Source organism: Desulfosoma profundi, assembly GCF_055387865.1.
On the sequence record NZ_AP042420.1, the window covers coordinates 1840000 to 1852570 of the forward strand.

Here is a 12571-nt window from a genome sequence, read left to right on the forward strand (position 1 = left end):
AGAGACCTGAGCATGCCCACGGAACCCCGCCCATCCGCTGCGACCATCGCGGCGAAGCTTGAGCGCATCGCCCGGCACTACGGTATTGCCGACAATTACGCCTTCGGCAGCCGGGCCCGAGCCGCGGCGGCACAGCTCGAGGCCCTGCAGGCCGATCCCACGCTCTTCGATCCCGGCTCTGATCTCGACATCGGCGTCGTCCTTTTTTCGGCGTTCGCCTCACGGCCAGGGCCCGGGTGGAACTCACCCTGCAGCTGGAGGATCTCTTTTCGGCCCCCCGTGTCGATCTGGTGATCCTGCCGGAAGCGGACCCTTACTTGGCGCTGGACATCGTCCGCGGCGAACTTCTCTATTGCGCCGACGCCGACGAAGAGGCTCGCAGCCAGCTGCATGTCCTTCGCCGGGCCGCTGACCTGGCCCCTTTCAAGCGGGAGCGCATGCGGATGATCCTGGAGGAAGGCGCGAGATGACACCGGCCGTCTTGCGCCGCACCGTGGTCACGGAACGGGCGGCGTGGATCCGAAACATGCTCTGTGGGATCCGCGCGCTGCTTCTGGAAAGCCTCGATGCCTTCCGTGGCGACCCGCGCAATGTGGCGGCGGCCGAATCCTACCTTCGCCGGCCCCTCGAAGCCTTGTTGGATCTCGGGCGTCACCAGCTGGCCGAGGGGTTTGCCGTCACACCAACGGAATACAGGGAAATCGCCCGCGAACTGGAATGGGCGCAGGTCCTCGGGGCGGAAGAAGCCCGCCGGCTGCAGCAACTGGCCGGCTATCGCAATCGGCTCGTGCTCTTCTACCATGAAGTCGGCGTGGAGGAACTCTACGATATATGCGCCCGCCGTGCCGGCGATATCGAAAGCCTCCTGGAGCGCATCCTGAAGTGGATCCAAGACCACCCGGACCGGAAAAAATCGATACGGCCCTCTGACCCGAAGGATCCCCCGAAACCGGTCATAAAAGAGGCACAGTGAGCGCAGAGAAAAGGCGCAACGCAATGGGCCGTGACATATCGGTGAATGTGAATTCACAAGGCATATGCTCCTCGTTGATTCCTTCATATAGCCGATAGTGGCTCCCCGTGTTTGGATCCTTGAGAACCTCGAAAAGAGTTTTCATCTCGAGATGCTTTTCAAGATGGCGGAAGAACTCCAGCACGGATAGGCCCGCCGGATCATCGGCAAGGTCTCGCAGGGAGTGGCGGTGTGCCACGATGGAATGGATTAAGGAAAAGTCCTTCAGGAAGGGTACAAAGCGGGTAAGACCACCTGTGATACGACCATTTGGACGGATCTTGATGTACCTTCATGAATCGCGGCTGACGTTGCCGGAGTTTGCCGAGCGAATTGGTATTTCCTAGGCTGGCTTGGTCAATTATGAGATAGCGACTCGAGAGCTTTCTCTGTCAGAGTCGTTGCGGATATGCAATGAGTTCGATGTCCTTCCAGAAGTGTTGCTCGTGAATAACGGCTCATGATGGAGGAGGGCTGCGCGGGGGCGGCTGTGCCCCTCGGCGGCGAACTCACCTTCGCTTCACCGGACGATGCTTTCGTGCAGGACGCTGAATCTGGCGCCGTGCCACTCGGCGGGAAAAGCAAGCGTCCACACGGTCTTTCTTGAAATTTGGTGAAACTGATTTCACTAAGTCGGATGTCTTCTTTTAACCTTTGGCTCAAGGATGCAGGGGTGCAGCTCGAGACCGATCTCCAGCGGTGGTGACGATGGTGAGCTCCGTCATCTCCACAGGCTTCCAAGTATGGCCGACGGAGCCGCCCTGCCTAAATCAATCCTCCCAGGAAATACATTCGGAAGGGCACGAGGCCATGGCCTCTTCGATGCATTCCTCGTTCCCAGCGGCCTCGCTCAAAACGTAAGCCTTTTCCTTGTCGGTATCCATGGCGAAGACCTCAGGACAAAGTTCGACACAGGATTCACATCCAAGGCAGCATTCTTCGTCGAGCACAACGCGTCGTCCCATGGTGGACCTCCTTTTTTCAACGCAAAGAAATGGAAATTTCGTTGTGAACGTACATTCACATCGCACTTCTCTTAAGACCTCCATGACAGCGGGTCAACCGAACGAAGGCTTTTTCAAGGGACATGCAACGAATTCATCGCCCTTTGGGACGCCGGAAAAGACGAGGCGCACATTTGAGGCATAAACCTACGGGGAGGTCGGAAGTCTTCTTGGGGACGTGAACGGGCGAGCGAAATTTCGCTGGCCCCCCGGCTTTGAAAGGGCCTTTCTTTAGCAACGGCTACAGAAACGCTTTCGTGCTCCGTTATTTTTGGGGATTGAGTGGAATCCAAATAGCCGCAAAAGGAGGTGAATGAACATGACCAAATGTGGTATCTGCGGCGGGGAAGGCCCGCGACAGCCTTGCATTACGGAACAGGGCGCCTGGGATTTGTGTGGCCGCAAAGTGGTGCTTGCTGAAGAGCAAAGGAAGGACAAGGAACAAAAGAAATGAGCACAGCCGGAAAGGGGCGCGATTGTGGCGCTCCCCTTCCCAGACCCTTCGGAAGAAACCCTTAGGAGATTAACAAACGAACATCCACTTCACCCGACGATGGACGGTTCGCGGCGGTTTCCAACCATGCCTGGCGCCCGATCCGCAGCGTGTGGGGCAATGACATTTGCCCATTGAGCGGATCACCGAACAGGTACCCCCGATCCTGCGCTCAGAGGCTGATGCAATACGCGCCGGGTTGAGTGTGATCGCCGCCCTTTGGCAGATGAACCGGGTATGTCGTTTTTGCGGACTGGTTTCCAAAAGTTCGCCCAGCCCCTTTGATCCGGTGGAGCGGGGTCAGGTAGCCGGTGACAAAGGCCGATGATGTCATCGGCCGGGCGACGATCCCCCTGCCCGCTGAAAACGAACCGGCACTATGGGTCGAGTCGTCAAGGGTCGTGGATTCCCGTGCAGCCGCTCTCACTCTGGAAAATGACAAACCTTGGCGAGTTCCTTACGTCCTCCTGCTCCTCCAATGATGTGCCACAGCTCCCGCTCCTTCGCCTCACGATGTGCAGATGCCTCCCGCAGGACCATGGCCATCGTGGGGTGCAAAAGGCCGGCGACCGTACCAGGACGCTCCCTGAAAAAGTCTATTCCTCGATGATGATCGCACCTGGGGCGCATTCCTCCGCCGCCTTTCGGACCTTGGCTTCCAAATGCGGCGGGACAACGTCCACCAACACCCTGGAGATCAGTTTGTCCTCATCGTATTGGAAAACCTCCGGACAAACAGTGTTGCAGTTTCGATCTCCCATGCACAAATCGTAGTCGATCCGAACCTTCATGATGTGCCTCCCTTTTTCGTCAAAAGTGGAAAATCTTGGTGACTCGGAGCATGCCGTCTTCGTTGCGACACAGCCCCCAGCCGTTACGGCACAAACGATAGGGCATGCCTTTCAGGTCCGTTAGAGATCATCAGTGGACAGGCGTGCCCGCGTGAGCCAAGCGTTTCACGATCCGTTTCCCCTGCCGGCATGAGGCTTCAGGTCACCGGTGGTTATGTTTTTCGCCTTTGGGGGATCCTTCGGATTGCCCTGAGGATCCAAATGCGTCCGGTTGGGAGCCCAGCACGGGGTTGGCAGTCGGGCACTAGCCGCGGTTGCCGCCCGATGAAGGCCGAACCACCAGGACCGGCACCTTGGCATTCTTTACCACCCTTTCGGCGACACTGCCGAAGGGGAAATGTCCTTTGAGCCCATGGCTTGTGAGCACGACCATGTCAATCCCTCTGTTTTCAATGGTCTCGAGGATCTTCTTCGCCGGATCCCCACCCTCGACAACCCGTTCAAAACGAGGACACCCTTTCAGGCGCTCCCTGCAAATCTGGTCGAGACGCTCGGTGGCTTCGCCGACGATCCACTTGTGAAACTCCTCCAGATGCCTGCGACCCCATTCACCATACCATGGCTCATGCCCGCTCATATCTTCAACCACATAGAGCAAGATCACTTCGGCACCGTACTTGGCGGAAAAATCTAACACGTAATCCAAGGCCGCAGAGGAACTCTTGGATAAGTCGGTCGGCCATAAGATTTTGGAAACTTTCATGATCGGTCCTCCTTTTCGAGCATCGTTGTGTCTTTACAGTAATTCCGAGGGACATGTTTCACAAGGAACGCCGCTTTCATTCCGAGGGCTCATCGATGAGTGAAAGTGGCAACGGAGCCTTTCGCGCCATGGCGGGCCGGAGGGCTTTCAGAAAGAGTTTTCGGCGTTTGCCGGCCGTACTTTTTCATGGAGCTTATAAAAACATGTGCCCTCTTTATCAGGTTCAACGCACAGTTCGTTTTTGTGCATGACGAGGTCCAGTGCAAAAAACGAGGAAAATCCGGCATATCAGGCAACCTTGCATGGAAGCCCCGGGGCCGCTGCGGCTCATGGGCGGAAGGTCGTGGGCCGGAAAGGGACGAACGGCTCCGGGAAGCGGCTTGAGGGCAGGACGTTTGCGTGGAATAAAGGTTGCGGGCCTTCCTGAAGGCGGCAAAAACCGGCATAGGGTCAGGAGCAAAACCGTCGGTGGAGCCCGCCGGAGATCCGCTGTGGGCAGCTTGGGGAAAAAGCCGTCCCCATTCATGGGAATCCGGAAGGTGTGGAACGAGACACAGGTGAGCACCTCATGCCCAGAATAAACGGAGCGACGGAGACGAGATAGACGGCAGTGGCCGATTTGCCCCAAAACGTGTGAGAACACCATGAGCGTCGCCGTGTTGGCAGCAGGACCTGCCGGGAGAAAAACCTTGGCCGCGCCGGGCCAAATCCCGTGAAGGATCAGGGGGGTGGCGATGGGCGTGGAGACGTGGGCGCCGATCGAAATCCCAAGACAAGACTGAAGACCAGGACAAACCTGCACTCCGCGGGCGACGCACCGCACACGCAACTGCCGGGAAGCTGCCGACGGGGACGATAACACGGCAGCACCCAGGTCACACGCCCATTCCCCTATCGCAGCCTGTTCAGGATGCGCTCCCGAAATGGGACCGCCCGCACCTGGAAAAGCTCCGCAGGGCGCGCGGCGGTTCAGTCGAAATTGGCAATCCTGCTGGCCGGGTCGACCTTTTTCACTGAATGCAAACGACGGAACAGACAATGAACTCTATGTATCTATTCGTATATACACATTTTTTCATATAAACTCGCCTAAACGAGCTCCTTTTGGAAAGACGTCGGCGGGGGTTTTGCCGAAACATGGTGCACGCATCATTTCCTACCGCGATCGTGATCATCTTTGCCACCCTCTTTCGCCCGCCGCCCAAGAGCGGCGCACCGTGCGTTCCAGCCCATAATGCTCAGTGTCAGCCTTCCTCTTGGGGTCTTGCCACGAGGTGGAACACCTCGTTGAGGCGTCAGAAGACCCGAGATGCATGATTGTGCGAGCAAATGGGGACGCAAAAGTCCCTCACGGTTTGGCGGAGTCTGCCCTATGGACGATCCCCAAAGCTGACGCGAACTGCGAGAGCCCCGCGATGGGTTGTCTAGAGGCATGCGCCCCCGGAGCGTCCTGAGATTGGTTCAGCCATGGAGAGTCTCATGCCCCTGCGGACCGATGACGGAAAAGGAGCGGCATCCCTGGGGAAAAGGCACGCACGATCCATGTCCAACCGACCAGGTTGATCCGAAAACTTTTTAGTCCAGCCAGATCAGACCCAGGTCGAGTTCCACCAGATCAAAAGGTTCGGCACGGATTTTGTCCGAGCCGGCATAGACGTCCGTCAGCACCCATCGGCTTTCCTTGAGCGCGAAAACTTCCAGGGTCTGCAGATCAGGATCCAGGAGCCAGAGGTGTTTCACGCCGTGACGGCCGTACAAGGGCATTTTGACCGCCCTGTCGCGGCGTGCGGTGGCAGGAGAAAGCACTTCGCAGATCCAGTCGGGAACGACGGAAATCCAATTGTGGGACTCTTCCCGTGGGAACCGCTCTTTTGTCCACCCGGCCAGGTCCGGTACCAGGATATCGTCGCCGAAGGCGACTTCCGGCTCCAGGATGATCACCCACCCTCCCGGGCCCCCACCACGGCCGAAATCAAAAGGCGGGCCGATTTCGTATCCGATCCGCGCCGCCGCGACGGCGTGCTTGCGCGATGGACGCGGCGCGACGACCATTTCGCCGTTGATGATCTCACCGATGACATTTTCGGGCAGCGCGTAGAGATCTTCATACACGGCCCGTTTCTTCGCTGGTTCTGACATGGCTTCACCCATTCTCAAGCTGCTGACGGTAGATTCAATGATATTACCGGGTCGGTCTTATGTCTCTAAAAATCAGCCAAATACGAGCCAACGAAATCCTAAGGTATGCCAATCCAGTTCGATCCAGGCCGCGTTTGGCAGCCCCCCGTGCGTGAAAGTGACCCCAGCGGTTTCTTGTCGTCAAGCTTTAATCCAGCCAGATCAGACCCAGGTCGAGTTCCACCAGATCAAAAGGTTCGGCACGGATTTTGTCCGAGCCGGCATAGACGCCCGCCAGCACCCATCGGCTTTCCTTGAGTGCGAAAACTTCCAGGGTCTGCAGATCAGGATCCAGGAGCCAGAGGTGTTTCACGCCGTGACGGCCGTACAAGGGCATTTTGACCGCCCTGTCGCGGCGTGCGGTGGCAGGAGAAAGCACTTCGCAGATCCAGTCGGGAACGACGGAAATCCAATTGTGGGACTCTTCCCGTGGGAACCGCTCTTTTGTCCACCCGGCCAGGTCCGGTACCAGGATATCGTCGCCGAAGGCGACTTCCGGCTCCAGGATGATCACCCACCCTCCCGGGCCCCCACCACGGCCGAAATCAAAAAAAGGGATAATTTCCCCACCTATACGTGAGGAGACCACGGCGTGCTTGCGCGATGGACGCGGCGCGACGACCATTTCGCCGTTGATGATCTCACCGATGACGTTTTCGGGCAGCGCGTAGAGATCTTCATACACGGCCCGTTTCTTCGCTGGTTCTGACATCGCTGTGCCCGTTCTCAGGAAAGTGACAAAAGATTAGAGGAAAATATCACCGGGTTGGCCTCACGTGTCAAGAAACCCCGCACATGTGCCGACAGCGTTCTCAGAAGCAAAATCCGACTCAGCCTAAGCTGTTCTGGGTCTCGGTTGCGGGGATTCCAGTCGCCTCTGAAGATCCCTCCGGAGCGCCATCCGGCGCCCAATGACGGAAAACCTGCACAAGGATGCCCAATACTTTTTACCCTGAAGCTGAAAATATTGTCGTTGGATAGTGACCAAAGCACTTCCAGAAATGAAGAAAAGCCTCGGAGGGACAAAGGAAGGAGTAGTCCATGAGGTCGGACGAGGTTGTTGTTCTGTCGGGCGCGTGCCTTATGGATGCGCATGTGCAACTGTTGATTCGCAGGGTCGTGAAGCGCCGCGCCGGGTCGCCCCCTAAGCGTCATCGGCAGGGCGAAGCCGGGGATCGAACCCACGACACCATCCGCCTTTTTGGGCAGATGAAAGAATGTGCCGCGCCAAAGGCGGCCATGGAGCTGGAGCCAAGGCCTTCCCAAGCTCAGAGGGGCCATGCCCCGTGGTCGGCCCGATACCGGGCTGCGCCCTGATCCAATGGACCGCACCGATTCCGGGCAGACGCAGGGGCCTGCCCTTATGGTACCGTTGCCCGAGGCCAGCATCGATTCCAGTTTATGACCACAAACCAATAGATTGACGGCGGGGATCGTATGAACTCGGGTCACCGTCGCCCATCTGATTTCTCGTTCCTTCAGAAAATCGCCGGGGCATCCGCCTTAGAACACACGGGTTGCAGTATCTGTGGATGACCGGCCTATGTCGGAGCGTTGGCTTTATGGGTTCACGCCAATGATGGGCGGGTTGCTCGGAACAGCCCTCTGTCGTTGTGTTGAAATTAAAAAAATAATGACACACAATGTTCAAACCTGCATTCACATAAGCCGCCGACTCGGCCGCTCCGCATTGCCGGCCGATTCACCGGCGACAATCTGTGCATTTGCAGGCACTTGACAGTATAGGAAACTCAAGGGAATGTGGGGGAAAACAATGGCGATGGAATCGCCCTTTTTCAAGAGACCGAGATTCAATGATGAGGATATCGTTTGTTACTGCTTTGGGTACACGAAAAAAGACATTGAAAATGATTTTGAAAAAAACGGCAGATCACTCATTTATGCCAAAATTCTTCTTGAAAAGAAGTCTGGCGGGTGTCAATGCGCCTCGATGAATCCAAGCGGCCAATGATGTTTGGCTGATGTCCGCCAGGTGGTGGAATCATTCAAAATGAAAAAAGGACTATCACAACCAGGTCCACAGGGGTTGGGGCCCGAAAACGGCCCGCACCCGTGAGCCGATGTGTTGTCTCTACTAAGACAAAAAAAATTACGCGCGAAAGACTATTGTTTTGTTTAGGTAAGATGCAATTTTTATTGGTATTCTCGTCTATCGGGTTTCGGTGACGCTGCGGGTAAAGCTTCGCAGCACTCATCGGCGGACATGCCGGAGCGGGAGCGACAATGGATTCATGAAAGGGTCGTGATTGGCTCGGATCCTGTTTATGCGGAGATCGAGAACCTCGTCGGCATGCCGGATAAAATCATGAGGTTCGAAGATAAAATGCCCGTGGCCGATTTCCTTGCTCCATGCGTGCTTGATTGGGCCGATTCACAATGAAACCTTAAGAATGCACGAAGTTGCGTTTCAATCTAAAATCATCGTAGCGAAGGTATGATATTGAATTTAATGTTTTTTATGCCGAAGAGTTTTCCATGACATTTCCCCAGGCATGTGCATCAATTCGGACATCTAAAGGTCAGTGCACGCCGTCCCGTTCCAAGAATTCAGGCTTATCGTGATGCCAAAACACATGCACGGATATAATGACCCCCAACTGGACTGGACCAGCAATAAAAGGTAGATTGGGTCCGCGAAAGGGGGTACGTGATGGAAGGGAAAGCGGTTAAGCTGGTTCGTATCCAAAGGTGGACGGCCAATCGTAAAAGGGAGATCGTGCTGGAGGTCCTCAAGGGCCACAAGACCATCGTGGATGTGGCGCGCGAGCACGATCTCAAGCAGAGCGAAATCCAGCAATGGATGGATACGTTCATCGCGTTCGGCACCCAGGCTCTCAAGGTCAAGCCGAAATCCATGGAAGCGATCTTCCGGAAGGAGCTCAAGCGGCACCGGGAAAAGATCGGTGAACTGGTGCTGCAGATCGATGTTTTAAAAAAAGCCGAAACTATTCTCATCGAGCAAGAGAGCTCGTGCTCCGAGTAAAAACGGAGCTTGAAGCACAGGGCCATAAAGTCAGCTTGCGCAAAGTAGCCGGGTGGTTAGCGGTGCCTTGGTCGACGGTGCACTACAAGCCTCGAAAGCGCAAAGCACTTTCAGTTGATCGTGAGGTCGAACAGGCAATCTACCAGCTGATCCAACGTTATCCCCGTTATGGTTATCGACGGATCACCGTCATGCTCCGCCGGCGTATGGACTTGATCGTAAACAGGAAAAAGGTCCACAGGATCATGCAGCGAAATGGTTGGATCGTGGCCAAGCGTCCTCGAGGCATGCGGCCACGGGCCCAAAGTAAGAGCTCGGTGGCCGACGCCCCCAATGTACGTTGGGCGACGGATATGACGCACTTTTTCTGCTCGGATTCCGGATGGTGTCATGTGGTTGCGGTGATCGATTGTTGGAACCGGGAGATTGTGGGTTATCGGATCAGCCGCAGGCAAAATGCCAAGGTGGCGGAAGGCGCCTTGGAAGATGCCCTCATTTGCCGATTTGCTCGAAACAAAGCCGCCTCCCGTGGGCTTGCTCTGAGAAGTGACAATGGACTCATCTTCACGTCGAAACGCTACCTCAAACTCGTCCGCGCCTACGGTCTGCGCGCCGAGTACATCACCCCTTACAGTCCGGAGCAAAACGGGGTGATCGAGCGGTTCATGAGAACCCTTAAGGAGGAGTGCATCTGGCTCAACCTGTTTTCGTCCTTTGCTGAGGCGAAGGCGACCATCGGGGCCTGGATCCAGGAGTACAACACCGAGAGACCACACCAAGAGCTGGGGTATGTGAGTCCGGTTGAGTATCGCTGTGAGCTGGCCGCTTAGCCGACATGACAAACCCGGTTGGGCTGTTCCTTTTTCCTTAGGGAACCGCCCCGCCGGAGGCACCGGCGGGAGCGAAACGACCTTGACAACCCGAAGGGCTTGCCGGTTTTGGGCCTGCTATCATGGAAAGCGGGCAAGGGCGGACAAACCAACGCCTTTTCCTCAGTGCAACCGCCAAAACCGCCTCCCGGTCATCAGGCCCAAAACCGGTTGTCAAGGCCTGGAGCGAAGGCCGAAAGGGCATGACCCTTTGTTTTTGCCACGGAGAAAAAAGGCAAGAGCAGCACGTTTCCAATAATGTGAATTCTGGTCTTGATTCATAGGGGTCATTACACGGAACTGTTGTCCTTGTGAGGCGAGCCGTCGCGGTCGCCGTGATACCGGGTGTGGTCCTCATACGGTGGACCCGACCGATGTCGGGCAGGTGCGGGGGCCTACCCCTCCAGTGCCAACACGTGGGGCGGCCGCTACAATGCAGCCACGGGGTTTGCCCTCAAGGATGAACGGCGTCCGTCGGGGTGTTCCTTTGTGTGGATGTCCCATGAGAGCCGGCACGGCCCCATGATGCACTTGTAGGGGCGGGCCGCTGTGCCCGCCCCGTTCGGGGGCAGGCACCGGGCACGGAGATCGGGCGGCACAGGGGCCTGCCCCGATATTATCGTTGCCCGACGGGGGCAAACATTCAAAACGATGACCACAAACAATCGAGCGATGGCGGGGATCGCACGGATTCAGGGAAAAATGACAGGCGACCGCATGGAGTCGCGTGCACAACCTGGCCTATTCATGCTCGACGAAGATGAGCTTTTCAGTAGAAAAACCCAGCGATGCAGCCTTTTTCACGAGGCTCTGCTTCAGTTCATCGGTGATTTTAGGTGTTCTCGCCAAAATCCACAGATAAGATTTGGTGGATCCACAGACCAGTGCATATTGGTATCCGATGTGATCCAGTTCAAAGACAATGTAAGAACTGTAGAATGGCCAAAAGAATGTGACCTTCAGCTATCCTTGGTCTCGTCGATCGACGAAGTCGGCATGCCCCTCCACTTCCTTCCATTTGCCTTCATTGACCGAGTAACCGCGGTTCACCACCCTGAGACGGCCGTCTTCGCGCAGGCTGTAAACGGCCGTGACTTGGGTCAGCCCTCGCTCGAAGGGATGATCCAGTCGGGCGATTTCGTACCATGTGCCTAGATATTTCTCTAAATTGAAGTGATCGACAGGTTTCACGTCTGCCGGGATTCCCGTGCAGCTCGTCATGAAAAATGAAAACAAAACAGTCGCCCATTTCAATGGCATGTCGCCCTCCTCTGCCCCGCGCTACGTAACGTGGGGCTACTCTTCTGTGCTTGTTGGAAGCCCGGGTTCGCTTGATGCTCCTGTTGCATGAGTCGCCTTTCGGACCGGGTCGTGCCCCTGGCCGGCAATGGGTTGCCGGCCAATGGCCGAACTCTGTTTAAGTGTCATGTCCACGGGATGATAACCTGTCATGCTTTTAAGTGCACGACAGGCGACGGCATGACCCGCCTGCAGGAACGGATTGCCGTGCCGAAATTTACGTTCCCAGCCGCTCACGACAGGGGCTCCGTCACGCTATGGCTTGCCCGTGAGAAGGATTGGACAATTCCTGAATCCGTGTGATCCCGCCATCGCTCTAGTGTTTTGTGGGCATGATGTGGAATCGATGCCAGCCTGGGGCAACGATCCCGTAGGGGCAGACCCCCCTGCCTGCCCTAAATCGGTGCGCTCCATTGGGTCAGGGCGCAGCCCGGCATCGGGGCGACCATGGGGGCGCCCCAGCGGGGATAACAGTGCCGCCGATGGGGTGCGGCATCACGATCCACCTGAATCTGTGGAACGAGACAAAGTGGGCCGACCTTCACATATCCCATTCGATGCACCGGCCAGTTGAAAATGCGACAAGAGATCCCAGAGCATAAAAAGACGTCAACCGACCATGGTATATTCAGCAAGACGGTATTGCTCATGGACGCAATCTCACGGATTCCGGACAAGACAAATCATCCGGCACGGCGGCGGCCGATCGGATCGTGGCCAAAGCCTGAGGCACGCGTGACGGCGCTGGAAAGCCCATGCGCGAAGCTTTCGGTCAGGGCCAGCGAGGCGACCCCCGCCCTCATGACGTGCAGGAGTTGCGGAAGCCTTGCCATGAACATCTCATGGCCGTATTGGCCACGCAGACGGATCCGTCCGAACGTCACCCGTTTCGGTTGGTCCAGGAGGTCTGTATTCGGTCGTGACGGACCGCGGTCGGGAAGGTATCGCCGAAAAGACGGTCGGAAGGTTCTTGTGCGTGCGGCATGACTTCCTCCTCGGACGGTGGCAGGCTCTCCGTGGCCCCAAGGAGGCCAGGGAGGGCCGCTGTTGCCTTGAACGAAAAAACCGGCATCTGGGCTCGACGCCTCTCGTATGGGCCATTACGCTTGACCGGAATCATCCGCCGAGCCCGGGCGATCGATACGTGGGATTTCTCTT

The 12571-nt window shown here is 56.7% G+C and carries 11 protein-coding genes and 1 pseudogene; 6 read left to right on the plus strand and 6 right to left on the minus strand.

Annotated elements, in window-relative coordinates; all coding sequences use genetic code 11:
• The first annotated feature begins 236 nt into the window (after positions 1-236).
• Positions 237-470, plus strand: coding sequence for a nucleotidyltransferase domain-containing protein (locus ACZ5K9_RS07860; RefSeq protein WP_464273862.1), 234 nt, complete (start codon positions 237-239; stop codon positions 468-470).
• Positions 467-973: a type VII toxin-antitoxin system HepT family RNase toxin gene (gene hepT / locus ACZ5K9_RS07865; protein WP_464273863.1), complete on the plus strand. Its 507-nt coding sequence runs from the start codon at positions 467-469 to the stop codon at positions 971-973. Before ACZ5K9_RS07860 ends, hepT begins: the two co-directional genes overlap by 4 nt.
• 809 nt (positions 974-1782) lie before the next feature.
• Here hepT and ACZ5K9_RS07870 read toward each other — a convergent pair.
• Positions 1783-1977 (minus strand): ferredoxin, encoded by a 195-nt coding sequence (locus tag ACZ5K9_RS07870; RefSeq protein WP_464273864.1) that lies wholly within the window; start codon positions 1975-1977, stop codon positions 1783-1785.
• Positions 1978-2335: 358 nt separating this feature from the next.
• On the opposite strand from ACZ5K9_RS07870, the gene ACZ5K9_RS07875 reads away from it, so the two are divergent.
• A complete protein-coding gene (locus ACZ5K9_RS07875) occupies positions 2336-2470 on the plus strand; it encodes a hypothetical protein (protein ID WP_464273865.1) in 135 nt (44 codons plus the stop codon).
• A 635-nt stretch (positions 2471-3105) separates the two neighbouring features.
• On the opposite strand, the gene ACZ5K9_RS07880 is transcribed toward ACZ5K9_RS07875, so the two are convergent.
• The 4 genes from ACZ5K9_RS07880 to ACZ5K9_RS07895 all read right to left on the minus strand — a co-directional run bounded on the left by ACZ5K9_RS07880 (position 3106) and on the right by ACZ5K9_RS07895 (position 6953).
• Positions 3106-3300, minus strand: a complete 195-nt coding sequence (locus ACZ5K9_RS07880; protein WP_464273866.1) for a ferredoxin — start codon at positions 3298-3300, stop codon at positions 3106-3108.
• A gap of 304 nt (positions 3301-3604) precedes the next feature.
• Complete coding sequence (locus ACZ5K9_RS07885) at positions 3605-4063, minus strand: universal stress protein (protein WP_464273867.1); 459 nt, start codon at positions 4061-4063, stop codon at positions 3605-3607.
• 1575 nt (positions 4064-5638) lie between these two features.
• Positions 5639-6202 carry a Uma2 family endonuclease gene (locus ACZ5K9_RS07890; RefSeq protein WP_464273868.1) on the minus strand — a complete coding sequence of 188 codons (564 nt, stop codon included), beginning with the start codon at positions 6200-6202 and terminating at the stop codon, positions 5639-5641.
• Positions 6203-6389: 187 nt separating this feature from the next.
• Positions 6390-6953, minus strand: coding sequence for a Uma2 family endonuclease (locus ACZ5K9_RS07895; RefSeq protein WP_464273869.1), 564 nt, complete (start codon positions 6951-6953; stop codon positions 6390-6392).
• Between the two features lie 329 nt (positions 6954-7282).
• Here ACZ5K9_RS07895 and ACZ5K9_RS07900 point away from each other — a divergent pair, with 329 nt between their 5' ends.
• The 3 genes from ACZ5K9_RS07900 (at position 7283) to ACZ5K9_RS07910 (ending at position 10075) form a co-directional block, all read left to right on the plus strand.
• Positions 7283-7558, plus strand: a complete 276-nt coding sequence (locus ACZ5K9_RS07900) for a hypothetical protein (protein WP_464273870.1) — start codon at positions 7283-7285, stop codon at positions 7556-7558.
• A gap of 1354 nt (positions 7559-8912) precedes the next feature.
• On the plus strand, positions 8913-9245 hold the full coding sequence (locus ACZ5K9_RS07905; RefSeq protein ID WP_464273871.1) for a transposase: 333 nt from the start codon (positions 8913-8915) through the stop codon (positions 9243-9245).
• Positions 9233-10075, plus strand: a complete 843-nt coding sequence (locus ACZ5K9_RS07910; RefSeq protein ID WP_464273872.1) for an IS3 family transposase — start codon at positions 9233-9235, stop codon at positions 10073-10075. Before ACZ5K9_RS07905 ends, ACZ5K9_RS07910 begins: the two co-directional genes overlap by 13 nt.
• 780 nt (positions 10076-10855) lie before the next feature.
• On the opposite strand, the pseudogene ACZ5K9_RS07915 reads toward ACZ5K9_RS07910, so the two are convergent.
• A pseudogene (locus tag ACZ5K9_RS07915) lies at positions 10856-11374 on the minus strand (lipocalin family protein).
• Positions 11375-12571 lie beyond the last annotated feature (1197 nt).

Bases quoted from the DNA above. Each gene is read 5' to 3' on its own strand.
- hepT (WP_464273863.1), top strand. From the start codon at position 467: ATGACACCGGCCGTCTTGCGCCGCACCGTGGTCACGGAACGGGCGGCG.
- ACZ5K9_RS07870 (WP_464273864.1), bottom strand. From the start codon at position 1,977: ATGGGACGACGCGTTGTGCTCGACGAAGAATGCTGCCTTGGATGTGAA.
- ACZ5K9_RS07875 (WP_464273865.1), top strand. From the start codon at position 2,336: ATGACCAAATGTGGTATCTGCGGCGGGGAAGGCCCGCGACAGCCTTGC.
- ACZ5K9_RS07880 (WP_464273866.1), bottom strand. From the start codon at position 3,300: ATGAAGGTTCGGATCGACTACGATTTGTGCATGGGAGATCGAAACTGC.
- ACZ5K9_RS07885 (WP_464273867.1), bottom strand. From the start codon at position 4,063: ATGAAAGTTTCCAAAATCTTATGGCCGACCGACTTATCCAAGAGTTCC.
- ACZ5K9_RS07890 (WP_464273868.1), bottom strand. From the start codon at position 6,202: ATGTCAGAACCAGCGAAGAAACGGGCCGTGTATGAAGATCTCTACGCG.
- ACZ5K9_RS07895 (WP_464273869.1), bottom strand. From the start codon at position 6,953: ATGTCAGAACCAGCGAAGAAACGGGCCGTGTATGAAGATCTCTACGCG.
- ACZ5K9_RS07900 (WP_464273870.1), top strand. From the start codon at position 7,283: ATGAGGTCGGACGAGGTTGTTGTTCTGTCGGGCGCGTGCCTTATGGAT.
- ACZ5K9_RS07905 (WP_464273871.1), top strand. From the start codon at position 8,913: ATGGAAGGGAAAGCGGTTAAGCTGGTTCGTATCCAAAGGTGGACGGCC.